This window comes from Bartonella sp. OC68QHHN (assembly GCF_042193875.1).
GTDB lineage: Bacteria > Pseudomonadota > Alphaproteobacteria > Rhizobiales > Rhizobiaceae > Bartonella > Bartonella grahamii_A.
In genome coordinates this window covers 1-24,530 of the sequence record NZ_JBHIME010000074.1, presented here as the reverse complement: position 1 = coordinate 24,530, position 24,530 = coordinate 1, and the positions used below count along the sequence as shown (strand labels likewise).

The following is a 24,530-nucleotide window of genomic DNA, read 5'->3' as shown; positions in this document are numbered from 1 at the left end:
TCTAATTTCAGTTGTTTGTTGCTAAATTTTGAAGCTTCTACGTTGACAATTGGATATTTTTCAGTCGATATGCATGCACGAATATTTTATGCAATTGAGATGAAGGTGTAAGAATAATGGTAGAGCGATCACAACACCTGCAAGATGTGTTTTTAAATACGGTGCGTAAGCAAAAAATTTCCCTTACAATTTTTCTTGTCAATGGCGTTAAACTCACGGGTATTGTAACTTCATTTGATAACTTTTGCGTTCTTTTGCGCCGAGATGGACACGCGCAATTGGTTTATAAGCATGCTATTTCTACGATTATGCCTGGGCAGCCTGTACAGATGTTTGAGGGTGAAAGTCCTGAGTAAACATATCATTTTAAGATAGACCTCTTATCCCATTTTAAAAGTACTTAAATTGCTATGATAAATGAAAATGAGAGATTAGGAGGGGTGTTTTCTCAGAATAAAGGACAGGTGCGCGCACTTGTTTTGATACCGATTTTTCAAGAAAATAGAAGTGAAAGCTCTTTGAGAGAGTGTTCTATATCTTCTCGTGTTAAAGAGTCATTGGGGTTAGCGCATGCTATAAGGTTAGAAGTTGTTAATTATGAAACGATTAATATTGCAACGCCTCGCTCTGCGACCCTCTTTGGAAAAGGTAAAGTAGATGCGTTAACCTGTTATATAGATGAATATTCTATTGAGCTTGCGATTGTAGATCACTTTTTAACGCCAGTACAGCAGCGTAATTTAGAAAAATTATGGAATTGCAAAGTTATCGATAAAACGGCTTTGATTCTTGAAATTTTTGGGGATCGTGCACGAACAAAAGAAGGAGTTTTACAAGTAGAGTTAGCGCATTTGTCCTATCAAAAAGGACGACTTGTGCGTAGTTGGACGCACTTGGAAAGACAACGGGGGGGGCGTGGCTTCCTAGGTGGACCTGGTGAAACGCAAATTGAAGCAGACAGGCGTCTTTTACAAGAGAAAATTATTCGTATTCGTCGCGAATTGGAAACGGTTATTAAAACACGTGCACTTCATAGAGCAAAAAGGAAAAAAACATCTTATCCTGTTGTTGCTTTGGTAGGATATACGAATACAGGAAAATCAACTCTCTTTAACCGTTTAAGCGGTGCAGATGTTTTAGCAAAGAATATGTTATTTGCAACGCTTGACCCGACTTTGCGTAAAGTTGTTCTTCCCCATGGAAAAACTATTCTTTTGTCTGATACTGTGGGGTTTATTTCTAACTTGCCAACAAATTTGATTGCAGCTTTTAGAGCAACCCTTGAAGAAGTGGTTGAAGCGGATCTCATTCTTCATGTAAGAGATATGTCAGATCTTGATCATCGTGCACATGCCCAAGATGTTTTAGAAGTGCTTTCAAGTCTTGATATCGATATTGATGATATGGAGCATATCATGGAAGTTTGGAATAAGATTGATATGTTGGATGAGCAGGCATTGAATGTTTTACAAACAAGCGCAAAAACACGATTAAATCCTGCTCTCATGGTATCAGCACTTAAGGGGGATGGACTTGATCAATTATTAAGAGCCATTGAAAAGCGAATTTTTGGAGAGGTGCAAAGCATTGAATATCTTTTACAACCTCATGAGATGTCGCTTATCGATTGGTTTTATGAAAACTCTGCGGAAATAGTGCAAGAAGGACATGATGATGGGTCTGTTACCATTAGAGCCGTTATTACTTCTGAAGCAAAAAAACAATTAGAGAACATCAAAAAAATATGAATCAAGTTTTTTAAAGCTACTGCTGAACATTTGTGCTTAAATTTTATGTTTTTCTTATCTCAAAATAATATGACAGTAAGTTAAGAGGATAGTTACTACTTTCTCTTAATAAAACAATATGAAAAAGTATTTTGCTGGTTAAGATAAAGATGAGTCTTAAGTGTAATAAAAGACTATTCGTACGTACCGTATGGCGAAGCATTTTGATTGTTTTGCTATTACAAATGCTATGTGTATCTTTGATTTGGTTGTATTATTTTGTCCAGCCCCGTGGTTACCAAGCAACTTTAATATTTTCATTATCTGATTCTGTAGGAAAACCGTTACCAATTAAAAAGCAAGACAATGTTATCGCCTTTTTGTTTTCACAGCCTATGTTCTTCAATGATTCGCATTTTTCTTTAAGTGCTTTTTATAAGAAAAAAAATCATGAAAATATCCGTTTATCGCGTCATGGTGATTTTATCGATCTTACTTTTGAAGCTGAGACACTTGAAGCAGCTCAACGTGGGTTAGAAACTTGGTTTTCCGCATTTTCACAAGCAATCATAAAACAGAAACAATTCTTGTTAAATGATAAATTAGAAGACAAACAATATGATAATACTGCAATCGTTAATATCGTACAGGGATTTCGTACATCTGTTGATTCTTTTATTCAACATGGTGTAAAACAAGCAGAGCTTCATGATCTTTCTATGCAATTAACGGAAGCAACTTTAAAGCGTCTTCATTTAACAAGTTTAAATTCAACGATTAACATGATGCGTGAAAAGGGACAGTCTTTATTGTCTTTATCGTTTATTGCAGGTAATTCAGCAATTGTTGCTCTGGAATCTAAACGTGATCTTTTGGAAACGCAAAGAGCACATATGGCGGCGCAATTGGGGTGGACACATCCTCAAATTAAAGCAATGACTGCAGAATTAGAGACAGTTTCTGATCAATTAAAAAATAAAATTTTACAAATCGTTTATCAAGTTCATTCAGATGAGGCTATTGCAACGGAATTAGAAAAACAACTCAAAAAAAGAATAAACTTTTTTGTAAAAGATCAATCCCAATCTTTGAATGAAATATTTAATGAGTTTGAAAATAAAATAAAAGCAGCAGTCGATGCACAGAATAAAGCGATGAGCAAGTCTGCTCAACGAAGAGAAAAAATTATTGGTTCATATCCGAGATTGAGTGATGATCCTCTTCTCTTACAAAATACAAATATCCACGTGGTTATGCCAACAACGTTAGCACCAATTTCTTTTATGGCACTTTATGGGAAAAATATTTTTGTGAGTGCATTGGCCAGCTTCCTTACTCTTTTGCTAGGAATATTGTTATTTTATCCGTGCTTTAAAAGCAAAAAAGACCAACTCTCAGAAGAGGATTTGAGATCAAAAGAAAATGCTCTTAAGAAGAACGAGAGTATTTTAGTCTCTCAAGAAATGAAAAATCTTGAAGCTTTTATTACGATAGAGGGATTATCTGATATTTTGAAATGGCGTGCTTCAACCATTATTTCAATCATTGGACCAGAGGCTGCACGGACAGCGGCAAAGCTTTCACTTCATCTCACAAAAGAGAACAAAACAATTTTGTTAGTCGATATTTCTGGTCAACAAATAGAGAAAGTCATTGGTCTACATCGCGGACTGAGTGATATTTTAACGGGCAATGCCCAGTTGCATGATGTTATTTACCGTGATTATGATACGGGAGTCGATATTCTCCCTCAGGGGTTAACAAGTGCTATTTCTGCACAAGATTTTTCAAATGACATTTCTTATATATTACAAGAATTTAAAAAAGAATATGACTTTATCATCCTAGAGATGACAAGCGAACCAAAATATGGATTTGAGCAATTTGCAGAGCTAACAGACTATTATATTTGTAATACTGTTCTTAATGAACAAGAATGGATGATGCGGATGGTCAGCGCCTTTCCAAAGACTGTTTATCGCGTTGTTGCATCATAAACTTCGTAAAAAAGAAATATGTATCGCATGTTATAGTGGTACGTTTGTTTTTTGTTAAAGTTATAGTACATACAAAATACACAAAGATTTAATGTTTAAATTTTAAAATACATTGTAGTTGGAGAGAAGCGTGGGGCAATCAGAGATGGCAGTAAAGAGATTAAACAATAGCATTTTAACGCCTGTGCAAAAGAAAAATAGAAAACAAATACAGATGTGGCTTTATTCTATTTTATTGCTTTGTTTAGCAATTGTCTTAGTGGGTGGCGCTACTCGTTTGACGGGATCAGGATTATCTATAACCGAATGGAAGCCAATACACGGCGTTATTCCACCGATTGGTGTGGATCAATGGCAAGAGGAATTTTTAAAATATCAACAGATCGCACAATATAGGCTGCTTAATTCTGATATGACCTTAAGTGCTTTTAAGGTCATTTTTTGGTGGGAATGGGCGCATCGTGTTCTTGGGCGTCTTGTTGGTCTTGTCGCTTTATTGGGGCTCATTTGGTTTTGGGCGACTAAGCGTGTTGAAAAAAATATCTTACTCCCGCTTATTGTCGTGCCTATTCTTATCGCCTTTCAAGGTTTTATTGGTTGGTGGATGGTTTCTTCAGGGATTGGGCAAAGTGATTTAACAAGTGTGAGCCAATATCGTTTGGCATTTCATCTTATAACGGCATGTTTTGTTATTGTTTTTGTTACTTATTTATCTCGAGGACTTGCAGAATACTCAGAAAAACCAGCAAATCAAAAGGTGCAATATTTTGCGGCTTGGCTTGTTATTTTCGTCTTGATAGAGATTTATTTCGGAGCTTTGGTTGCAGGGCTTCATGCTGGAAAAGTTTATAATACATGGCCTCTTATGGATGGGCAGATTATTCCTGATGGATTGTTGCAGCATCGTCCTGTTTGGCTCAATTTATTCGAAAATTCCTTAATGGTTCAATTTATTCATCGGTTTTTTGCTTATTTTTTATTTATTATTGCAGTTATGCATGCTTTCTATGTACAAAAAAATGTTCCACATTCAACCCATTCTCGTCGTGCATTTTTTATCTGTGTTATGATTATTATTCAAGCACTCTTGGGTATCTTAACACTGTTACACGAGGTTCCGATAAGTTTAGGGCTCATTCATCAAAGTATGGCACTAGCAGTGTTATGTTTTGCGGTTGCGCACTGGCGAGCAACGAAAGGGGCATATCGCGTTGTTGAATAAAAGTATGTGTTTAGGGAGGTTTAGTCGCTTGAAAGCATTAAATCGAGGTTTTGGATAGCCGCAGCTGATGCGCCTTTTCCTAAATTATCAAATATGGCGCTGAGATTAAAAATACCTTCACGATCATTTCCAAATACGAACAGTTTCATATCATCTTTATTGCCTAAACACTCTGGATTAAGTCTTTGAAGTGAAGCAGTTTCTTCTTGTGATGCAACTAAAATGGTATTTTGTCCATCGTAATGGTTTGCGAGAATTTCGCGCAAATCAGAACAGTTTGCTGATTTTGTGAATAAATGGCGATGCAGAGGAAGATTCACAATCATTCCCTGGGGGAAACGACCAACACTTGGTATAAAAAGTGGGGTTTGATTGATTTGTCCATAGATTTTTATTTCTGGCACATGTTTGTGTTCAAGATTAAGACCATAGATAAAATAATTTTCCTGAATATTTTGTTGAGATTGATTTTCCATTTGTAAAATCAACTGTTTTCCACCACCGGTATAGCCGGAGATTGCATTAATCGAGATGGGATAATAGGCGTCTATCAGTCCTGCTTCACGGAGTGGTCGAATCAAACTAATAGCACCGGTAGGGTAGCATCCGGGATTGGTTACATAATGTGCTGCTTGGATGCGCTTTCTTTGTCCTGCTGTCATTTCAGGAAAACCGTAAACCCAGTTTGGTGCAACACGGTGGGCTGTCGAGCTATCAATAATCCTAATGTTTTTATTTTTTTTAAGCCAATGAACTGTTTCGCGTGCAGCATCATCTGGAAGACACAAAATAGCAATATCGGCTTGATTAAGATAGTCTTGTCGCAGATGAACATTATGGCGATCTTTATGAGCAAGAGAGAGTAGTTTTAAATCTGTACGTCTCTCTAAGCGTTTTTGTATTTGTAGTCCGGTTGTGCCATGTTCACCATCAATAAAAACTTTGGTTAGCATTCTTATTTGCCTTGTATTAACTTTGCCTATTATATTCAGCTTTTCACATTATAAATTATTTTTAATCATTAAATTATTGAATTTCTTTAAATTATAGATATTTTTTGTAAAAGGTGTAAACAAATAAGAGTGTAAAAGAAGAAATGTAATCTCATTTTTACTATTCTTGAGAGGGAAGTTTTTAGCTGTTTTATAACAAAGAATAAGATAAATATTTGCATCATTATTTTTGAGTGTAAGTGGTTTAAAATGTTTGGTTTGCATGGTTTGCTGTGTTATCGTTCAGTGACTTTATTTTTTTATGTTAGGAACGTGTTTTATGACTCAGCAAGAAAATGACGCACAAAAGCGCTTTTTTAATGATAATTTACAAACTGTTGATGGTGCAATCTTTGATGCAATTAGAGGGGAGTTTGAGCGTCAACAACATGAAATTGAGCTGATTGCTTCAGAGAATATTGTTTCAAGAGCGGTTCTTGAAGCGCAGGGTTCTGTTTTAACTAATAAGTATGCAGAAGGTTATCCAAGAAAGCGCTACTATGGCGGGTGTCAATTTGTTGATGTCGTTGAAGATTTAGCCATTGAAAGGGCAAAACAGCTTTTTGGTGCTGCTTTTGCAAATGTACAGCCTAATTCTGGTAGCCAAATGAATCAAGCTGTCTTTTTAGCTTTGCTTCAGCCTGGTGACACATTTATGGGATTAGATTTAAATGCTGGTGGTCACCTTACGCATGGTTCATCTGTTAATATGTCAGGAAAATGGTTTGATGTTGTTTCCTATGGTGTGCGTCAAGAAGATCAGATTATTGATATGGATGAGGTGGAGCAGCTTGCAAAAGAACGTAAGCCCAAACTTATTATAGCGGGTGGCTCATCTTATCCACGGCTATGGGATTGGAAACGATTTCGTGAAATTGCAGATGAGATTGGTGCTCATCTACTCGTGGATATGTCTCATATTGCTGGTCTTGTTGCTGGTGGCATGCATCCTTCACCTGTTCCGCATGCGCATATTGTAACAACAACAACACATAAGTCGCTTCGAGGTCCTCGTGGTGGTTTAATATTGACAAATGATGAGGCTTTATCCAGAAAAATTAATTCTGCAATTTTTCCTGGTCTTCAAGGTGGTCCTTTAATGCATGTGATTGCCGCAAAGGCTGTTGCGTTTGAGGAGGCTTTGCGTCCTTCTTTTAAGAGTTACAGTGCCAATGTTGTCGCTAATGCGAAAACTTTAGCAAAAATATTACAGAGTAATGGTTTTAATATTGTTTCTGGTGGTACAGATAATCATTTGTTGTTGGTTGATTTACGTTCCAAAAATCTCACAGGTAAACGTGCTGAATTGGCTTTGGGACGCGCTCATATTACCTGCAATAAAAATGGTATTCCTTTTGATTCTGAAACGCCATCTATAACATCGGGAATTCGCTTGGGATCACCTGCTGCCACAACGCGTGGTTTTTTAGAAAAAGAGTTTATTCAAGTTGGTCATTTGATTTCAGAAGTTCTTGATGGTCTTCGGAGCGCAAAAAGTGATGAAGATAATTATGCCGTTGAAATGGCTGTTGAGAAAAAGGTAAAAGATATAACGAATCGATTTCCTCTTTACTCTTATCTTAGCATTCGTTAAGGACACAAAAGATGCGCTGTCCTTACTGCCAATATGAGGATACACAGGTTAAAGACTCACGTCCAGCAGAAGAGGGGGCAGTGATTCGCCGCCGCCGTGTGTGTTCCGTTTGTGGTGGTCGTTTTACAACTTTTGAACGTGTTCAGTTGCGTGAGCTCTTAGTTGCTAAAAAAAGTGGACGATGTGAACCATTCGATCGTGATAAGTTAATGCGATCAGTTGATGTGGCTGTACGTAAGCGCAATATTGATCCTGATCATATTGAACGAGCAATTTCTGGTATTGTGCGCCAGCTTGAAAGTTTGGGAGAACCAGAGATTGCTTCAGAAAAAATTGGACATCTTGTGATGGAAGCATTGAAAAGAATTGATGATATTGCTTATATTCGTTTTGCTTCTGTGTATCGAGATTTTCGTAATGCAAGCGATTTTCACGATGTTATAGATGAATTGTCAAAGAGTATCGCGGATACAGAATCTCGTTTTGATGAATAAAAAAGTGCAAGATGAACGGTTTATGGCTGCTGCTATTCGTTTAGCGGAACGTCATGTCGGTCTTACAGGTGAGAATCCTTCCGTTGGTACGTTAATTGTGCGAAACGATAATAGTGCGGGGGCATTTATTGTTGGCTATGGCGTAACAGCTATTCATGGGAGTCCTCATGCGGAAGTGCAAGCTTTACACATGGCTGGTTCTTTGGCTCAAGGAGCGACTGCTTATGTTACTTTAGAACCTTGTGCGCATTATGGAAAAACTTCTCCGTGTGTGAATGCACTTATTGATTCAGGTATTTCTCGAGTTGTTGTTGCACTGACTGATTGTGACAAGCGTGTTGATGGTTATGGTATTGCTCTTTTGCGAGCGGCGGGTATTGAAGTGGTTGAGGGCATTTTAGCTGAAGAGGCATTTGAATCCTTATGGACGCATTGGTGCATAAGGAAGATACAACGCTGTGCGGTCACTTTTAAAATGGCAATTTCCGCCGATAATGGTGTTGGAAAAAGAGAGAAGGGCAGCGTAAAAATTAGTGGAAAAATTTCTCATGCCCATACGCATATTCTACGTGCTCAAAATAATGCTATCCTTGTTGGTATTGGTACTATATTAGCAGATGATCCACAACTCAATTGCCGCTTGCCAGGGATGGAGATGCGCTCACCAATTCGTATTATTTTGGATGCAGATTTATCTATCCCCCTTGATGCAAAAGTTGTCCAAACAGCCATGAAAATTCCTACATGGGTTATTTGTGGTGTGGATCTTTCAAAGAAAAGCAAAAAAAATGCATTGGAGCAATATGGTGTGTCTGTTTATTCGGTAGAGATGAACAATGGTTATGTAGAACCCTTTGCTCTTTTACAGATGCTTTATAAACATGGGATTAATAGTGTTTTATTGGAAGGGGGTGTAAAGACAGGGGAAAAGTTTTTGAATGCTGGTTGTGTTGATCATTTGATATGTTTTTATACCCCCATTGTTTTAGGAAAAAATCGTATTGAAGCCCCTCATTTTGGAAATTATCTCTCGCAGTTTCATGAGATTGAGACAAGAATGTTTGGAAATGACCGTTTTTATAAATGGAGACGTAAGACATTATGTTCACAGGAATTATAACGGATATTGGTTGTGTTGAAGATGTTCAACCTTTAAAGCAGGGGATGCGTTTAAAGATTTCTACACGCTATGCTATAGAACGCTTAGCAATTGGCGCATCAATTGCTTGTTCAGGAATTTGTCTGACGATTGTAGAGCGAGGATTAAAACAAGAAGATTCCAATTGGTTTGTTGTCGAGGCGTGGGAAGAAACATTACGTTTAACGAATCTTGCACAATGGATAAAAGGAACTTTTGTTAATTTGGAACGTTCGCTTCGATTGGGTGATGAAATGGGAGGACATTTGGTTTCTGGTCATATTGATGGATTGGCTGAAATCATTGATCAAAAAAATGAAGGGGATGCAATTCGTTTTTATTTAAAAGTTTCAAGACAATTTATGCCTTTCATTGTCAATAAGGGATCTATTGCACTTAATGGGACATCTTTGACTGTTAATGGTGTTGAGGATTGTGTTTTTGATGTTCTTATTATTCGCCATACACTTGAAATAACAACGTGGAGACAAGCTAAAATTGGAGATCGGGTTAATTTGGAAATTGATCAACTTGCTCGTTATGCTGCAAAACTCCTTACTTTAAAAAAAGAAGATGAATAAGTCAAAACTCTATTGATCGTTTTCAGAATTTTATGCTTTATAACCTTGATTTTTTTGATTCGTTTTTTGTGGAATTCCATTATGATGAAAGAGATACGTAAAAAGCCTCACGTATTGATTGTTGAAGCACGTTTTTATGAGGAGATTTCTGATGCGCTTTTGAGAGGTGCAGTGGATACTTTGCAAAAAGCTGAAGCAAGTTATGATGTTGTAACGGTTCCTGGAGCATTAGAAATACCAAGTGCAATAGCTTTTGCTGAACAAAATAAGATATCTTATGATGGTTATGTTGCTCTTGGTTGTGTTATTCGGGGTGAAACCTATCACTTTGAAATTGTTGCTAATGATTCTTGTCGTGCATTGATGGATTTAACGGTTCATCAGCACTTGGCTATTGGAAATGGTATTTTGACTGTTGAAAACGAAGAACAAGCATGGGTGCGTGCAAAACTAGATGACAAAAATAAAGGTAGTTTTGCGGCTGAAGCTGCTTTATGTATGATCGCTCTAAAAAAGAGATTTGGAGATAGTCGTTAAATATGGCTGATATAAACAGCAGACATTTTCCGCGTTCAGCCAATAAACGTGGAGCAGCAAGACTCGCTGCAGTTCAAGCGCTTTATCAAATGGATATCGTTGGTTCGGGGGTGATGGAAACGGCAGCTGAGTATGAGGCTTATCGTTTGGGAAAAGATATTGATGGAGACCAGTATCTTGAAGCTGATTTTCAATGGTTTTTGGCTATTATAACGGGTGTTGTAAAAGATCAAAAGCAGCTTGATCCTCTGCTTCATCAACAGCTTTCTGCAGAGTGGTCTCTTTCACGTCTTGATTCTATATTGCGAGCAATTTTACGAGCAGGTTTATGGGAGTTGATTAACCGTAAAGATGTTCCTGTTGCGGTTGTCATGAATGAATATGTTGACATAGCAAAGGCGTTTTTTGAAGGCGATGAGCCAAAACTTGTTAATGCAGTTCTCGACAGTATGGCAAAAAAAGTCCGCCTCTAAGAATTACACCCCCCTATTATTAGGTCTGATAATATCAGACCTAATAATATTGAGACGGTATGCAGACTATATGATTTAATTATGGGGTGGCAAAGTCGCAGGGCCTTTTATAATTTGAATTAAGAAAGGATGTTCTTTTGTTACAGTTGGCGTTGTTTGTGTAATAAAATCAAATACCTGACCGTCTTGTAATCCGTAATTAGCAACTTTTGCAACCTGATTATTTTTATTGAAGTAAATAGCTAAAACTTTGCGATCAATAATCTTTGTTTTCATAAACTGCATCCCACGATAGCGTGTCTGTGAGATGTAATAAAAAACTTCATTATCATATTTTGTTTTTAATGAAGGGGTCCCTAAAGTTAAAAGAACTTGCTCTTGACTTGAGCCAATAGAAATAGAGCTTAGAGCATTTTTATCAAGAACATAGCCCTCTCTATAAATTTGGCTCGAACCTGAAGAATCAAGAAGACTACATCCAGTGAGCATTCCTATGCTTGCTGCTGATAGACCAATCAATAATTTACGTTTGATTAAGGCTATTATGTGAGGCATTTGAAACAATGATATCTCCTTTATACTGAGATGTAGGACAAGAAGGCAACCTCAAGTTTTTTCTAATGTTAGCTTAATCTACCGTAGCTTACACTGAGTTTCCCTGTTATAAAACAAATTATGCCATATAGAATTTCTTTAGAAAAGAAAAAAATGCATGAATACTTGAGATAAATAAAAACACAGTGCTTTATGCGTTTTTATGTTTGGGAGTTGTCAATGAATGTTCAAAATGTTTCTCAAATGACATTTGCTTTGGCTTATCCAATATCCGTACGTTCTCTACCTGCTAAAGGTATAAGGGTTCATCTTTGTGCAAACAAAAAAGAATGTACATATTTAGCTCAGAACCATGATTTAATTGAAGTAAAATCTTGTGAGGGAAATTTCCATATTTTCCCGTGGAAAAAACGCGGAGTGCGTATAAAAGGTCTGTTGCAAGCGCGTATACTACAGTTATGTGTTGTTACATTAGAACCATTAGAAAATATCCTTTGTGAAAATATTGAGGTTGTTTTTGTTCCTGAAGATTCTAATTTGATGAAGCCCAAAATATCAGAGGATACAGGAGAATTGTTTTTAGATATGGAGGGGCTTGATACTCCTGAAGTGTTTTATGATGATAAAATTGATATTGGTGCAATCATGGAAGAGTTTTTTGAGTTGTCTATTAATCATTATCCACGTAAAGAGGGGATAAAGATGAATATGGTTGAAAGTTTAGAAGAAGCAGAGCAAAAATTCTCGCCATTTTCTGTTTTGAAAAATTGGAAGTGATTGTAAAAACATAAAAAAAATATCTATTGTATGCTAAACGGTATTTTCTGCGGAGCGATTTTCGCAAGATGTGCTTTGTGAGTGTTCAAGAGCCGAAAATCATAATATGTGTTTAAAGATGTAAATGAAAAGATGTGGGATATGCAAGCGTGATTAGAATTTCTGTGGATGTCATGGGCGGTGATTACGGTCCAGAAGCAGCTATTGCAGGAGCAGCAATTGTACAAAAATATTTATCAAATATTTATTTTCTGTTTTATGGAATAGAGGAGGCTGTTCGTCCGGTTTTAAAAAAATATCCTTGTTTGGATTCTGTATCGCGCTTTTGTCCTACAGAAAGTTATACACGCATGGATGAAAAGCCAAGCCAAGCACTTCGTAATGGACGTGGTAAATCATCAATGTGGTACGCCATTGAAGCGGTAAAAAATGGTGAAGCTGATGCTTGCATTTCTGCTGGTAATACGGGCGCACTCATGGCTATGTCTTATTTTTGTTTGAAAATGCTAGCAGAGGCTGAACGTCCTGGTATTGCAGGTATCTGGCCAACACTTCGCAGTGAGAGTATCGTTTTAGATATTGGAGCAACAATTGGTGCCTCTGCTAGTCAGTTGGTTGATTTAGCGGTTATGGGAGCGGGGATGTTTCGCGCTTTATATCACACTGAAAGACCAAGTGTTGGGCTTTTAAATGTGGGAGTGGAAGAGGTTAAAGGACTTTATGAAATAAAAAAAGCAGGAATGATATTGCGTGAAGTGCAATTAGAAGGATTGGAATATAAAGGATTTGTTGAGGGCAATGACATTGGAAAAGGAACAGTCGATGTTGTTGTAACAGAGGGGTTTTCTGGTAATATTGCTTTAAAAACCGCAGAAGGAACTGCGCGACAGATAGGAGAGATTTTAAACTCTGCACTGCGCAGTTCTTTTTTAACATCTCTTGGTTATTTTTTATCGCGGGGTGCTTTTCGTAAGCTGAAACACAAAATGGATCCAGAGAGGGTGAATGGAGGAGTGCTTTTGGGTTTGAATGGTGTTGTGATCAAAAGCCATGGGAGTGCTAATGCTAACGGTTTTGCTTCTGCTATTCGCGTTGGTTATGAGATGGTTAATAATGGACTTTTGAAAAAAATAACTGCTGATTTGCGATGGTTTCATGAGAATAAAGAAACACTTTTTGACCAAGAAGATGAAGCGACGGTAAATGGAGAGTCCTTATGATAAGCTCTTATAATAGAAATGAAAAATTTGAAGAAAAGGTAAGAGCTGAATGATTCGGTCAATTATACGTGGTGTAGGAAGTGCTTTGCCGAAAAGAAGTTTATCAAATGATGAGATTGCAAAGTTTGTTGAAACGTCAGATTCATGGATTGTTCAGCGTACAGGAATACGCCAACGTTATATTGCCAGTGAAAATGAAACAACTGTTTCTTTAGGAGTTGAGGCTGCGCAAGCAGCACTTACAAATGCTGGTTTAACAATAAAAGACATTGATTGTATTATTTTAGCAACGTCCACCCCGAATCGTACTTTTCCTGCTTCTGCTGTTGAAATTCAGCGTGCTTTGGGAATGAGCCATGGATTTGCTTTTGATATTCAAGCTGTTTGCTCTGGTTTTATTTTTGCTTTAACAACAGGAGATTCTTATTTACGGTGTGGAGCGGCTAAAAGAATTTTAGTTATTGGATCCGATACATTTTCTCGAATTTTAGATTGGGAAGATCGTACGACATGTGTTTTGTTTGGTGATGGTGCGGGTGCTGCTATTTTGGAAGCACAAGAAATTGAGGGGGAGCTTGCTTTTGAGCGTGGTATATTGTCTGCAAAACTGCGCTCTAATGGTGCTTATATAGATAAGCTATATGTTGATGGTGGACCTTCAACAACACAAACGACAGGCTATTTGCGTATGGAAGGACGAGAAGTTTTTAAATATGCTGTTGGTATGATAACGGATGTGGTTGATGATTGTTTTGCCGCTATAGGTATGGATTCTTCACAACTAGATTGGTTTGTACCTCATCAGGCTAATAAGCGCATTATTGAAGCATCTGCTAAAAAGCTGGGAATTTCACTAGATAAAGTTGTGATTACCGTTGATCAACATGGTAATACGTCTGCGGCATCAGTTCCGTTGGCTTTAACAACAGCTGTTTGTGATGGAAAAATAAAAGAAGGAGATCTTATCATGTTAGAAGCCATGGGAGGTGGATTTACATGGGGAGCAACTCTTATTCGTTGGTAAATTATGGCTACTTGACCATATTTCAAGAAAACGTATAAGTCATTTTGTAATTTTTAATATTTTAATAGGTGGTTATAATGACAAGTAAGACAGTAACGCGTGCAGATTTAGCGAGCGTAGTTTGTAAAAGAGTGGGCTTGTCACATACTGAATCAGCAGCTTTAGTCGAATTGGTTTTGGATGAGATTTGCAACTCACTTGTAAGAGGTGAAGCGGTTAAATTATCTTCTTTTGCAACTTTTCAGGTTCGCAGTAAAAATGAACGTGTTGGACGCAATCCAAAAACAGGTGTTGAAGCACCTATTCCGCCGCGGCGTGTTGTGACGTTTAAGGCTGCCAATGTCCTGAAACAGAGAATTTTAGATTCGCATCGTGCAAGACAGAAAAAATGATATCTCATAAATAAATGCCATGGTATATTTGGTATTTGTAAAAAAAATGATAAAATAAAGGTCTTTGTTTTTTAGAAAAAGACTGTTGAGTAAGTCGCCAATGATGGTCTTATTTTTGACTAATCTTGTTGAGAAATTGAGACATAATGAGTCATTGTAAAGTAATTTATTTTGTTTTAAATAAGGTGTTGCAAAATGGATAAAAGCTCTGATGCTTTTCGCACAATTAGCGAAGTAGCCGAGTTGTTGGAGCTTCCGCAGCATGTTTTAAGATTCTGGGAAACACGTTTTAGGCAGATTAAACCAATGAAACGTGGAGGGGGAAGGCGCTATTATCGTCCGGTCGATGTTGATTTGCTCAATGGTATTAAGCAGTTATTATATGATCAGGGTTATACGATAAAAGGTGTGCAACGTTTTTTGAAAGAAAATGGTGTTGCTTTTGTGACTGCATTGGGTAATGGTGATCTTGATGCTATGAATGTGGTCATAGAGAAGAAACATGCAGGACAAACTTCTGAAAATACTAGCAATAAGTCTAAGAAATTTTCTTTTGGACTTTTGAGTTTCATGAGAAATGAGGAAGAAATATCTGTCGGTTCTGTGAATCTTTACAAAGATAAAACTGATAAAGCATTGTTGCAAGAAATCCTGTTTGAACTCATTGAATGTAAGCGTGTTCTTGATAGAGCGCGATAACAATAATATTTTTAATTTTATATGTGTTTCTTTTTTAGCAAAACATGGGTTTTGAAATTGTTTTACAAATCAATATCTAGCGTCTAGTGTGGCAATATGTTTCGTAGATATTTAGACGTTTTATGGGTGTGCCTAGAGTTTTATACGTTTAACGAGTAGTAATGTATCGTATGTGTATATTTAACGAGTCTTTTATAAGAGTTTTGAATTTGGTAAAATATGAAGAAGAGAAAGAATAAACGCTGAGTTTTGCCATTTTTCTTTGATTTGGTTTTATAAAAGTTAAGGTAATATCTCATCAGTGTAGATTGCTGGATGTAGAATGCCATTGATTTACCAATTCATGTGCTTGTTTTAAAGAGATGTTTCTTAAGGCTCCTTAAGCTTATTTTACCATGATGCCTCGTGAATGACATAAAGGTAAACCCGTTGAGTATCAGTATTTTTACACTTATGAAGGAGCAAATCAGCATCATTATTATAGTTTAGTTTGCCCTCAATGGTTGCAAAAATCCTTAGCACTTGAGTCGGTTCATTGTGGGCATTTTTTAAGTCCTTTCTCCATAATTTTTATCCACACACTTATTCCGCTTGTCTAGTGCAAGCAAATGGTTGTGATAGATTCAACATAAACATATTTAAAATGAGAGAATCCTATGATATTTGCATTTAAACAGCTCATAGCTTACATTTAACTTTTTCACTAATCCACCTTGTAGAGAGTGATCACGTCATTCTTTCTGGTGATAGGTAATTGTGCATGAAACAAAAACACACTACAATATCAAATCGTTTCATTTTGTACAAAAATTGAAGATTTATAGTAAAAAATTGACGTATTACCATCTTCTGTGATGTTATGCATTTACTACACGTTGCAAATCCGGAGGTGTTGCTTCATTTGAGAGTTGTTTAATCACATCTTCTACAGATAAAAGAGTTTTATTTGTACTTCCTAAGCGGCGCATATTTACGCTGTTTGTTTCAGCTTCACGTTTGCCACATACCAAAATTACGGGGACTTTTTGTAAAGAATGTTCTCGTATTTTATAGTTAATTTTTTCATTGCGTAGATCTATTTTTGCAGAAAGTCCAATAGCTTTAAGTTTTGCCGTTATTTTTTGAGCATATTCATTTGCTTCGGACGCAATTGTTGCAACAACAACTTGTTCAGGAGCAAGCCAAAGTGGCATATGTCCAGCAAAATTTTCGATTAATATACCAAGAAAACGCTCCATTGATCCAAAAATAGCACGGTGGATCATAACAGGTTGACGTTTTTCTGAATCTTTATCAATATAGAATGCACCAAAACGTTCAGGGAGATTAAAGTCTATTTGTGTTGTTCCACATTGCCATTCACGACCGATAGCATCCTTTAATGTATATTCAAATTTTGGACCATAAAATGCTCCTTCCCCTGGAAGGATGCTTGTTTTGATTTGTCCTGCAAATTTTGTTTCAATCGTTTTAAGGACAGATTCCATGATACTTTCTGCATGATCCCATAATGTATCAGATCCAACTCGTTTTTCTGGACGTGTTGAAAGCTTAAGACTAATTTCTTTAAAACCAAAATCAGCATAAGTTGATAAAATAAGATCATTAATACTAAGACATTCATCGGCTAATTGTTCATCAGTACAAAAAATATGCGCATCATCTTGCGTAAAACCACGCACACGCATAAGACCATGTAAAGAGCCTGAAGGCTCATAACGATGGACAAGTCCAAATTCAGCAAGTCTAATAGGCAAATCACGATAAGATTTTAAACCATGTTTAAAAATTTGCACATGACCAGGGCAATTCATTGGTTTGAGGGCATAAACATTCCCATGATTTGAATCTTCTGTTGCTGGAATTACTTTGAACATATTCTCCTTATACCAGCCCCAATGGCCAGATATTTCCCAGAGTGACCTATCGAGAACTTGTGGTGCATTAACTTCAGCATATTGATGATCATCAAGGCGTCTACGCATATAGTTGATCAAATTTTGGAACATTTTCCAACCTTTTTTGTGCCAAAAAATCATTCCTGGCCCTTCTTCTTGAAAATGAAATAAGTCCATTTCACGTCCCAAACGGCGATGATCACGTTTTTCAGCTTCTTCTAGCATATGGAGGTAGGCTTTTAAGTCATTTTCATTTGCAAATGCTGTTCCATAAATTCTCGTGAGCATTGGATTATTAGCATCGCCACGCCAATAAGCTCCTGCGACTTTCATTAATTTGAAAGCATTCCCAATTTGCCCCGTAGATTGCATGTGCGGTCCGCGGCAAAGATCAAACCATTTTCCTTGATAATAAATTTTTAAATCTTGATTTTCAGGAATGCTATCAATAAGTTCAACTTTGTAAAATTCCTTTTTCTCAGAAAAAACTTTTCTCGCTTTTTCACGAGACCAAATTTCTTTTCTAAAAGGTTTATTGCGTTGGATAATTTCACGCATTTTCTTTTCAATGACGGTGAGATCATCTAATGTAAAAGGTTGTTGGCGTGCAAAATCATAATAAAATCCATTCTCAATGACAGGACCTATTGTTACTTGCGTTTCAGGAAAGAGTTCTTGCACTGCTTCAGCAAGGACATGGGCGCAATCATGTCTTATGATCTCAAGAGCGCGTGAATCTTCTCGGGTAATAATCTCTACTTGACCAGATTGTCCCAATGGATCCGATAAGTCTCGCGTGATACCATCAAGACTATAAGCGACTGCTTTTTTTGCGAGTGATTTAGAAATGGATTCTGCTAATTCCAAGCCTGTTATTTCGGCGGGGTAATTACGTTTTGAACCATCAGGAAAAAAAACAGAAATAGAGCAAGACATAAAAACACCCTTTTAATCCAATTCCGCTAACGATTGCGGATGGTTTCGTGAAAATTGAGTAAAAAGCTTATAGACTGATTTTTCTATCAATAGATACGAAAAAAGAAAAGGATTATTTGTTGTGTTTGTCAGAAATTTTCCAGTAACGCCAAGGTTTATAAAAACAGCAGGAATCTCCAAGAGAAATAGGTACTGGGTCAAAGCCATTTGTTCCAAATGGACCACAACGCATGATACGAAAGAGTCCCATCCATGCACCAGCCCAAAGCCCATGGCGTGCAATCGCTTCATATGTATATTCTGAACAAGTCGGGACATGGCGACATTGATTGCCTATAAGACTCGAAAGTGTTATTTGATAGAAACGTATTAAGAAAATACCCAATAATCGTCCGGGTGTTTTTTGCCAAGTTCCTGTGTAATTTCGAGTCAATTTTTTTTGTCGAGATTGTAATTTAAACATTTATTTTTCTTCAATTTTTTGAATGCAGTCTATTGTTGCATCAAAGGGTAGTAGTGTTGCTGCATGGCGCACTTTATAGTCTTTAATGGACTGTAAGCAAGAAAAATCCTCAAATGGAGCTTGAGGAGAAGGACCATTTTGCGTTAGCATTTGATAGATAACTTCATACAATATTTTAAGATCTTGTGTTGTTTGTCCGAGGATATGAGATGCTAAAAGTGAAGCCGCAGCTTGCCCTAGCACACATGCGTGTATTTCATGGGCAAAATCCGTAATAATACCATTTTCCACTTTTAAATCTACAGTGATTGTCGAACCACAAAGATGTGCATGTTTTCTTGATGTTGCATCAGGATTATTAAGACGCCCAATTTTGCCTATATGTGCAGCATATTTAAGTATTTTATCATTATAAATATTATCAATCATGCGCTATTGCCTGAAATTTTGAGAGTCGTGATTGTTTAAACTTTTAATTCGCGTATATAGAGATTATACAAAATGAAATAGGTATGGAGCAAATGCTTTGTATAGAGTAAGCTTGGAGTTTTTGAATGCGTAATGTTGTTAGAGAAAACGCAAAGGATTCTTTTTTATCTGAAGAAAAGCGTCCGAGTATTGAAAAGGTGGAAGAAGCGATTCGTACATTACTCTTATGGATAGGGGAAAATCCAAATAGAGAAGGGCTTTTAGATACTCCAAGACGTATAGCCAAGGCATATCGCGAGCTTTTTAATGGTTATAGTCAATCGGTTAAAGAAACCTTAGGCACAGTTTTTGAAGAGGTTTCAGGATACAATGAAGCCGTAATCGTAAAAAATATACCTTTCTATTCACACTGTGAGCATCATATGATCCCAATTATTGGGAAAGCACATATAGCATATCTTCCTAATGAAAAAATTGTTGGTCTTTCAAAAATTGTACGTGTTGTAGATATTTTTTCTCGTCGTTTACAAACACAAGAAGCTATGACAGCGCAAGTGGCTCACGCGTTAAAAACGTATCTGAATCCTCATGGTGTAGCAGTATTGATTGAGGCTGAGCATATGTGTATGGCTATGAGAGGAATCCAAAAACAGGGCTCTACAACAATTACAAAAAACTTTCATGGTTATTATGAAAAAGATCAAGCTGCACAAGCACATTTTATGATGATGATTCAAAGATCATAGTAAAGCCCATATTTTTAGTAATCTCTATTAAGTTATAAAGCATCCGGATAAAAATAAATTATGAGAAAGAGAAAATTGGCTTGTACCTTTCTTTATGATTTGTTAAAGGCTAAAAACCAAAATGTTTTCCCACGTGCGGTCGTGGCGGAATTGGTAGACGCGCAGCGTTGAGGTCGCTGTGGGGCAACCCGTGGAAGTTCGAGTCTTCTCGACCGCACCAATTAGCAGTAAGTCTCTCTGTAATGAGATGAAGTTATGTAGAGAGAGGGGTGTGCGCATTATAGAAAAATCTTTTTTGTATGTTATTTGTTGATGTGTTGCTGATAATGTTTCATTTTTTATTACTTTATCTGTGAATTTGAAGTGTTATATTTTTATAGGGTGGGGTGAAGTTGCAGTGAGAAGTATAATAATTCTAAGATATTTAACACTTCTTATTTGTATTTCTTTATTGTCAGCATGTAGTGATTCACGTGCTGTGCTTTGGCATGGAGTGCATGCAACTCCTTCTATGACTGCAGTAGAAAGGGAAGTTGAAGGAAAACGGGTTTTTCCAAAAGCTATCGTTCCAGTGTATGTTGCAACAAGTCGTATGATGCAAAATAATTACGCTCAACCTTATGGTGCAGAGCGATCAAATAAAGTACATTATAATCGTGTTGACGTAGGAATTCCTCAGCAACATATAAAGGGAGTTGTTGAAATAAATGCGTATAAACCTACGCATGATAAGTATTTTGCAGCAGTAGCATTGCAAAAATACGATAATAAAGAACAGTTTAAACAGCAATTAAATGCTGCTTTAGAAAAAAAGCCAAAAGGAAAAAGAGAAATTTTTCTTTTTATCCATGGGTATAATAATAATTTTGCAGATGGTATATTTCGTACAGCACAGTTTACACACGATTATTCTTTAAATGTTGTTGCTGTGCATTATTCATGGCCTTCCGCCGGATCTGTTCCTCTTTATATTTATGATCGTGACAGTGCTAATTTTGCCCGTGACGGATTGATAGAGCTTTTAACACTTATTAGTGAAACCAATGCTGATCAGATTTCGGTTATTGCACATTCTATGGGCAATTTTGTTATAATGGAAGCATTTAGAACTTTAGCCTTACAGAAAAAATATAAGCCTATTCGTCGTATTACAAGTTTATTAATGGCTGCACCAGACATTGATGTTGATGTATTTGAGCGCCAACTTAATGATATAAAAAAACTCCCAAAGCCAACAGCTATTTTAGTATCCAGAGCGGATAAAGCTCTCGCGGTTTCAGGACGTCTTACGGGTGGACATCATCGTGTGGGCGATGGCTCGGATATTGAAGTGTTGCGTAAAAATGGAATAGCTGTTCTTGATTTCTCTTATGTGGATGGGGGAGCACACAATGTGTTTGCATCTTCGCCAACGTTGATGGCTCTTTCTCGAGAAGGTTCTTTGGCTTCCACAATTATGCAAGGTACAGAATTATCACCTAGTCAAGCCCTTCTTGCTGATGGTAGTAGTGTGTTGGAAAAAACAACACATCTTATCCTTTATACACCTGTACGTTTTCTTTCTACACGGGTTCCACGTTGATAGTGAAAAAAGAGAAGGGGTTCCATCGAATAATGCATTGGAGGTAATATTTTTTAGCACTTTCTTTAGAATGACTTTGTAAAATGAAAAATAAATAGCGGGATGAATGTAAAAAACAGTCATTAGGTGAGTTTGTGATGATTGCACGGAAACGCTATGTTAATACGCCTACAGTTGTTGACTATTTATCTCATTCCGCAATTCAGTTGTTAGACATTCATGCTATGCTTGTGAAGGTGAGAAAAGGTGTTATGGGGGAAAAACCAAATTTATTGCGTCAAATTGATTCTACAAAAAAACAGTTAGATGAGATAAGCCATGCTCTTATTTTAGAATATCGTAAACGCCAAGAAAATGAGCGTTTTTTAAAACAAATGCTGCTATCCATTTCCGATCAACTTTTTGCACTTAATAATGGTTTTAAGGAAACAGGACGTCTTTTTTTTCAAGAAGTTAGAATACTTCAATCTCAGATGCAATGTTTATATGAGGGAAAGGAGAGGCTGCATTTGTTGAATAGCCAAGAATCTTTTTGTTCTCCATCAAAGATTGATGAAGTCATTAAACAGTTACAAAAAGCACGAGAAAAGCTTATTCTTGAAAGCCCACATCTCTTTGAAAAAAGCAGAAAAGCTAAACAATAAAAGTTCTTTTAATTGAGCTGATAGATAATTTGAATTTTACAGCAAAAAACGCTGTTAGATAAAAGGCTATAATTTTTTTAAAGAAAAGAATTTGCTTTAAAAAATAAAACACATGTATTTTATAATCACACTCTTTATCGCATTAAAGCTTTAAAGACTTTAGTTATATCTTTGCTAAAGTTAAGGCTGACGACTTAGGTGGCTTTATTGAAGAAAATGTTTGTGGAAAGAATTTTACAAAAAACTTTCTGATTCTTTTAAGAATAGCTCGCCGGATAATTTTGCCAATGTTATGAAGTGGTTAATATACTCATCAGAAACTTAAACTTTAATATTTTCCTTGGTAGGAATTAGCTGGATTTAAAGCATTAAAAAAGAGGTTTGATAAAAATAACATGTTTTGTAAATTCACGTCCACCTCTACCTGCTCTTGAATTTAAAAACACTCGGAAAATGAATAAGCTACACGTAATAAAAAAAGCATATGGTGCCCCCAGAGAGCGAATCGGGCTTTAGCAACAAGATTCAAAGTATATAAAGATGTGTAAGGACGTATTGATGTCTATAGCTTTTTATGATTCAATAAAAAAAGTAAGAATTAAAGAAAAAATCTCAAATCAGAAATTAAAGGTGGTCTAAAAGGTGGACCAAAAAAGGTGGACGAGCAATGCTTGAAAAGGTGGACGAGAGGGGACGTTAAGTGAGGGCGATTCATCGGTTATCAGCATTACTTGTAAAGTCCTCTCCACAAGGAAAATATTGTGACGGGGCAGGGCTATGGTTAAATGTTCGAAAAGACAATACACGCTCTTGGTTTTTTCGCTATACGCACCACAATAAGCGCCGTGAAATGGGACTTGGTCCTGTTACAAAACTCTCTTTAAAAGAAGCGCGTGAGCTTGCAAGATATTATAGTGATATTCTTAAAGAAGGCAATGATCCTATTGTCTTTCGAGAACAGACTATTTTAAAACAGCAAAGCAATATTTTTCAAGAAATTGCAAAAGCGGCTTTTGAAAGCAAAAAAGCAGAGTTGAAAAATGAAGGTAAAAACGGACGCTGGTTTTCTCCACTAGAGTTACACGTTATTCCACACATAGGTAATTTACCTATAGAAAAATTAACAGCCAATATCATTCGCAATGTTCTTGCACCTCTTTGGCATGAAAAAGCAGATACAGCGCGAAAAGCACTGAACCGTATCAATATTTGCTTGAAATATGCAGCGGCTCTTGGTTTAGATGTTGATCTACAGGCTTGTATGAAGGCACGCGCGCTTTTAGGAAAACCACGTGCGACATCAACAAATATTCCTGCTATGCCATGGCAAGAAGTGCCGGTTTTTTATCAAAGCTTGGATGATAAGATCCTTTCAAATTTAGCACTGAAGTTATTGATTTTGACAGGCGCACGGTCATATCCATTGCGCTATTTGCGCCTTGAACAAATTGACAAAAATATATGGACGATACCAAAAGAAAACATGAAAGGTATTGTAGGAAAAGTTTCAGACTTTCGTGTGCCACTAAGTGATGAAGCTTTGAGAGTTATTGAAAAAACTCTCCCCTTTGAAAAGAATGGTTTTCTCTTTTCTGGTCTTAGAGGCAACCCCATTTCTGATGTCACCATGGCAAAATATATGACACTTTGCGGTTTGACTTATCGTCCCCATGGTTTTCGTTCAAGCTTACGGGATTGGATAGCAGAGACAACGTCAACACCGTTTGAGATTGCCGAAACTGTTCTTGCCCATTCAGTTGGGAGTTCAGTGACGAAAGCCTACATGCGAACGGATTTTTTAGAACAACGACATGCTCTCTTGGAACAGTGGGCTGCATTTATAACAGGATAGAATTTTTACAATTACCTCTGCAGTGTTTTTAGCTATTTTGAAGAGAAATTTGATATGTCCAATTCTGTGAAAATAACAGTTTTAAATGTGTAAAGCTATTATTGATAGCCTCCATGAGACGAGCAAAATTGATAATCCATTTTCTAAAGAATTTCGCGCGTCTCAGAGTATGTTTAGAGTCGGATATTTGGTTTTTGTGTAAAAATACTTACAAACGCATCCATAATACGTGAAAAATCAAGCGCTAATAAGAGTATAATGAGTACAATCCATTTCGTATAACGTGACATCACTTTTACACTTTTGTAGGTCATGATGATTTCTTGAAGTATTTCTTTTTCTGCTTCTGTAAGCTCTATATCGTCTTGTGTTTTTTTTCTAACCATGTTTCCACCCACACACACGTTCGCCCTGCTTGTTATGCTTTAAGATCTCTCTTGCTAAATTAGAACTGATGACGTTGACATCTTGCCTCTCTAAATAAATAGGCAACCAGCCAACACAAGAAGAAGCATATTTATTTGTCGCGCAACCAGTCAGAGAGAGCAGCACGCACAT

General features: G+C 36.8%; 26 protein-coding genes and 1 tRNA gene. 20 read left to right on the top strand and 7 right to left on the bottom strand.

Going from position 1 to position 24,530, the window contains the following annotated elements; all coding sequences use genetic code 11:
• Positions 1-116 precede the first annotated feature (116 nt).
• From hfq to ACFIJ0_RS07630, 4 genes are all read left to right on the top strand, one after another.
• Positions 117-356 carry an RNA chaperone Hfq gene (gene hfq / locus ACFIJ0_RS07645; protein ID WP_375622626.1) on the top strand — a complete coding sequence of 80 codons (240 nt, stop codon included), beginning with the start codon at positions 117-119 and terminating at the stop codon, positions 354-356.
• A gap of 54 nt (positions 357-410) precedes the next feature.
• Complete coding sequence (hflX, locus tag ACFIJ0_RS07640; RefSeq protein ID WP_375622624.1) at positions 411-1,748, top strand: GTPase HflX; 1,338 nt, start codon at positions 411-413, stop codon at positions 1,746-1,748.
• 149 nt (positions 1,749-1,897) lie between these two features.
• Positions 1,898-3,724, top strand: a complete 1,827-nt coding sequence (locus tag ACFIJ0_RS07635) for a hypothetical protein (RefSeq protein WP_375622622.1) — start codon at positions 1,898-1,900, stop codon at positions 3,722-3,724.
• 130 nt (positions 3,725-3,854) lie between these two features.
• Positions 3,855-4,946, top strand: coding sequence for a COX15/CtaA family protein (locus ACFIJ0_RS07630; protein WP_375622620.1), 1,092 nt, complete (start codon positions 3,855-3,857; stop codon positions 4,944-4,946).
• 20 nt (positions 4,947-4,966) lie between these two features.
• Here ACFIJ0_RS07630 and argC read toward each other — a convergent pair whose 3' ends face one another.
• Positions 4,967-5,899, bottom strand: a complete 933-nt coding sequence (argC, locus tag ACFIJ0_RS07625) for an N-acetyl-gamma-glutamyl-phosphate reductase (protein ID WP_375622618.1) — start codon at positions 5,897-5,899, stop codon at positions 4,967-4,969.
• Between the two features lie 319 nt (positions 5,900-6,218).
• Here argC and glyA point away from each other — a divergent pair, with 319 nt between their 5' ends.
• The 6 genes from glyA (at position 6,219) to nusB (ending at position 10,755) form a co-directional block, all read left to right on the top strand.
• On the top strand, positions 6,219-7,532 hold the full coding sequence (glyA, locus tag ACFIJ0_RS07620) for a serine hydroxymethyltransferase (RefSeq protein ID WP_375622616.1): 1,314 nt from the start codon (positions 6,219-6,221) through the stop codon (positions 7,530-7,532).
• Positions 7,533-7,543: 11 nt separating this feature from the next.
• The gene (gene nrdR, locus ACFIJ0_RS07615; protein ID WP_375622614.1) at positions 7,544-8,026 is read left to right on the top strand and encodes a transcriptional regulator NrdR; all 483 of its coding nucleotides are present in this window, start codon (positions 7,544-7,546) and stop codon (positions 8,024-8,026) included.
• Complete coding sequence (gene ribD, locus ACFIJ0_RS07610) at positions 8,019-9,146, top strand: bifunctional diaminohydroxyphosphoribosylaminopyrimidine deaminase/5-amino-6-(5-phosphoribosylamino)uracil reductase RibD (RefSeq protein WP_375622612.1); 1,128 nt, start codon at positions 8,019-8,021, stop codon at positions 9,144-9,146. Before nrdR ends, ribD begins: the two co-directional genes overlap by 8 nt.
• Complete coding sequence (locus tag ACFIJ0_RS07605) at positions 9,128-9,745, top strand: riboflavin synthase (protein WP_375622610.1); 618 nt, start codon at positions 9,128-9,130, stop codon at positions 9,743-9,745. Before ribD ends, ACFIJ0_RS07605 begins: the two co-directional genes overlap by 19 nt.
• Positions 9,746-9,826: 81 nt before the next feature.
• Positions 9,827-10,282: a 6,7-dimethyl-8-ribityllumazine synthase gene (locus ACFIJ0_RS07600; RefSeq protein WP_375622608.1), complete on the top strand. Its 456-nt coding sequence runs from the start codon at positions 9,827-9,829 to the stop codon at positions 10,280-10,282.
• A 2-nt stretch (positions 10,283-10,284) separates the two neighbouring features.
• Positions 10,285-10,755, top strand: coding sequence for a transcription antitermination factor NusB (gene nusB / locus ACFIJ0_RS07595; RefSeq protein ID WP_375622607.1), 471 nt, complete (start codon positions 10,285-10,287; stop codon positions 10,753-10,755).
• A 75-nt stretch (positions 10,756-10,830) separates the two neighbouring features.
• Here the strand turns inward: nusB and ACFIJ0_RS07590 are convergent, their stop codons facing one another.
• A complete protein-coding gene (locus tag ACFIJ0_RS07590; protein WP_375622648.1) occupies positions 10,831-11,310 on the bottom strand; it encodes an outer membrane protein assembly factor BamE in 480 nt (159 codons plus the stop codon).
• 219 nt (positions 11,311-11,529) lie between these two features.
• Here ACFIJ0_RS07590 and ACFIJ0_RS07585 point away from each other — a divergent pair, with 219 nt between their 5' ends.
• From ACFIJ0_RS07585 to ACFIJ0_RS07565, 5 genes are all read left to right on the top strand, one after another.
• Positions 11,530-12,087: a DUF177 domain-containing protein gene (locus tag ACFIJ0_RS07585; protein WP_375622605.1), complete on the top strand. Its 558-nt coding sequence runs from the start codon at positions 11,530-11,532 to the stop codon at positions 12,085-12,087.
• A 149-nt stretch (positions 12,088-12,236) separates the two neighbouring features.
• Positions 12,237-13,307, top strand: a complete 1,071-nt coding sequence (plsX, locus tag ACFIJ0_RS07580) for a phosphate acyltransferase PlsX (RefSeq protein WP_375622603.1) — start codon at positions 12,237-12,239, stop codon at positions 13,305-13,307.
• Between the two features lie 49 nt (positions 13,308-13,356).
• Positions 13,357-14,331: a beta-ketoacyl-ACP synthase III gene (locus ACFIJ0_RS07575; RefSeq protein WP_375622601.1), complete on the top strand. Its 975-nt coding sequence runs from the start codon at positions 13,357-13,359 to the stop codon at positions 14,329-14,331.
• Positions 14,332-14,408: 77 nt separating this feature from the next.
• Positions 14,409-14,723, top strand: a complete 315-nt coding sequence (locus ACFIJ0_RS07570) for an integration host factor subunit alpha (protein WP_015856447.1) — start codon at positions 14,409-14,411, stop codon at positions 14,721-14,723.
• A gap of 195 nt (positions 14,724-14,918) precedes the next feature.
• Entirely contained in the window at positions 14,919-15,422 is a 504-nt protein-coding gene (locus ACFIJ0_RS07565; RefSeq protein WP_375622599.1) for a MerR family transcriptional regulator, read from the top strand.
• A gap of 857 nt (positions 15,423-16,279) precedes the next feature.
• Here ACFIJ0_RS07565 and thrS read toward each other — a convergent pair.
• The 3 genes from thrS to ACFIJ0_RS07550 form a co-directional block, all read right to left on the bottom strand.
• A complete protein-coding gene (gene thrS, locus ACFIJ0_RS07560; protein WP_375622597.1) occupies positions 16,280-18,256 on the bottom strand; it encodes a threonine--tRNA ligase in 1,977 nt (658 codons plus the stop codon).
• A 112-nt stretch (positions 18,257-18,368) separates the two neighbouring features.
• Positions 18,369-18,719 (bottom strand): membrane protein insertion efficiency factor YidD, encoded by a 351-nt coding sequence (gene yidD / locus ACFIJ0_RS07555; RefSeq protein ID WP_375622595.1) that lies wholly within the window; start codon positions 18,717-18,719, stop codon positions 18,369-18,371.
• The gene (locus tag ACFIJ0_RS07550) at positions 18,720-19,148 is read right to left on the bottom strand and encodes an iron-sulfur cluster assembly scaffold protein (protein WP_375622593.1); all 429 of its coding nucleotides are present in this window, start codon (positions 19,146-19,148) and stop codon (positions 18,720-18,722) included.
• Positions 19,149-19,273: 125 nt separating this feature from the next.
• On the opposite strand from ACFIJ0_RS07550, the gene folE reads away from it, so the two are divergent.
• From folE to ACFIJ0_RS07525, 5 genes are all read left to right on the top strand, one after another.
• Positions 19,274-19,894 carry a GTP cyclohydrolase I FolE gene (folE, locus tag ACFIJ0_RS07545; protein ID WP_375622592.1) on the top strand — a complete coding sequence of 207 codons (621 nt, stop codon included), beginning with the start codon at positions 19,274-19,276 and terminating at the stop codon, positions 19,892-19,894.
• 135 nt (positions 19,895-20,029) lie between these two features.
• Positions 20,030-20,114: transfer RNA gene (locus tag ACFIJ0_RS07540), tRNA-Leu, on the top strand.
• Between the two features lie 177 nt (positions 20,115-20,291).
• Positions 20,292-21,476 carry an alpha/beta hydrolase gene (locus ACFIJ0_RS07535; protein ID WP_375644311.1) on the top strand — a complete coding sequence of 395 codons (1,185 nt, stop codon included), beginning with the start codon at positions 20,292-20,294 and terminating at the stop codon, positions 21,474-21,476.
• Between the two features lie 137 nt (positions 21,477-21,613).
• On the top strand, positions 21,614-22,120 hold the full coding sequence (locus ACFIJ0_RS07530) for a hypothetical protein (RefSeq protein WP_375622588.1): 507 nt from the start codon (positions 21,614-21,616) through the stop codon (positions 22,118-22,120).
• Positions 22,121-22,820: 700 nt separating this feature from the next.
• A complete protein-coding gene (locus ACFIJ0_RS07525; protein WP_375622586.1) occupies positions 22,821-23,972 on the top strand; it encodes a tyrosine-type recombinase/integrase in 1,152 nt (383 codons plus the stop codon).
• Between the two features lie 173 nt (positions 23,973-24,145).
• Here ACFIJ0_RS07525 and ACFIJ0_RS07520 read toward each other — a convergent pair whose 3' ends face one another.
• The gene (locus ACFIJ0_RS07520; protein WP_375644310.1) at positions 24,146-24,358 is read right to left on the bottom strand and encodes a hypothetical protein; all 213 of its coding nucleotides are present in this window, start codon (positions 24,356-24,358) and stop codon (positions 24,146-24,148) included.
• Positions 24,351-24,530, bottom strand: a 180-nt coding sequence (locus ACFIJ0_RS07515) for a hypothetical protein (protein WP_375644309.1), incomplete at its 5' end; no start/stop codon positions are given. The genes ACFIJ0_RS07515 and ACFIJ0_RS07520, both read right to left, overlap by 8 nt.

Coding starts and splice junctions, on each gene's coding strand:
- hfq (WP_375622626.1), top strand. CDS start 117: ATGGTAGAGCGATCACAACACCTGCAAGATGTGTTTTTAAATACGGTG.
- argC (WP_375622618.1), bottom strand. CDS start 5,899: ATGCTAACCAAAGTTTTTATTGATGGTGAACATGGCACAACCGGACTA.
- glyA (WP_375622616.1), top strand. CDS start 6,219: ATGACTCAGCAAGAAAATGACGCACAAAAGCGCTTTTTTAATGATAAT.
- nusB (WP_375622607.1), top strand. CDS start 10,285: ATGGCTGATATAAACAGCAGACATTTTCCGCGTTCAGCCAATAAACGT.
- yidD (WP_375622595.1), bottom strand. CDS start 18,719: ATGTTTAAATTACAATCTCGACAAAAAAAATTGACTCGAAATTACACA.
- ACFIJ0_RS07635 (WP_375622622.1), top strand. CDS start 1,898: ATGAGTCTTAAGTGTAATAAAAGACTATTCGTACGTACCGTATGGCGA.
- folE (WP_375622592.1), top strand. CDS start 19,274: ATGCGTAATGTTGTTAGAGAAAACGCAAAGGATTCTTTTTTATCTGAA.
- hflX (WP_375622624.1), top strand. CDS start 411: ATGATAAATGAAAATGAGAGATTAGGAGGGGTGTTTTCTCAGAATAAA.
- ACFIJ0_RS07550 (WP_375622593.1), bottom strand. CDS start 19,148: ATGATTGATAATATTTATAATGATAAAATACTTAAATATGCTGCACAT.
- ACFIJ0_RS07565 (WP_375622599.1), top strand. CDS start 14,919: ATGGATAAAAGCTCTGATGCTTTTCGCACAATTAGCGAAGTAGCCGAG.
- ACFIJ0_RS07605 (WP_375622610.1), top strand. CDS start 9,128: ATGTTCACAGGAATTATAACGGATATTGGTTGTGTTGAAGATGTTCAA.
- ribD (WP_375622612.1), top strand. CDS start 8,019: ATGAATAAAAAAGTGCAAGATGAACGGTTTATGGCTGCTGCTATTCGT.
- ACFIJ0_RS07585 (WP_375622605.1), top strand. CDS start 11,530: ATGAATGTTCAAAATGTTTCTCAAATGACATTTGCTTTGGCTTATCCA.
- nrdR (WP_375622614.1), top strand. CDS start 7,544: ATGCGCTGTCCTTACTGCCAATATGAGGATACACAGGTTAAAGACTCA.
- ACFIJ0_RS07530 (WP_375622588.1), top strand. CDS start 21,614: ATGATTGCACGGAAACGCTATGTTAATACGCCTACAGTTGTTGACTAT.
- ACFIJ0_RS07520 (WP_375644310.1), bottom strand. CDS start 24,358: ATGGTTAGAAAAAAAACACAAGACGATATAGAGCTTACAGAAGCAGAA.
- ACFIJ0_RS07570 (WP_015856447.1), top strand. CDS start 14,409: ATGACAAGTAAGACAGTAACGCGTGCAGATTTAGCGAGCGTAGTTTGT.
- ACFIJ0_RS07575 (WP_375622601.1), top strand. CDS start 13,357: ATGATTCGGTCAATTATACGTGGTGTAGGAAGTGCTTTGCCGAAAAGA.
- ACFIJ0_RS07590 (WP_375622648.1), bottom strand. CDS start 11,310: ATGCCTCACATAATAGCCTTAATCAAACGTAAATTATTGATTGGTCTA.
- ACFIJ0_RS07600 (WP_375622608.1), top strand. CDS start 9,827: ATGATGAAAGAGATACGTAAAAAGCCTCACGTATTGATTGTTGAAGCA.
- thrS (WP_375622597.1), bottom strand. CDS start 18,256: ATGTCTTGCTCTATTTCTGTTTTTTTTCCTGATGGTTCAAAACGTAAT.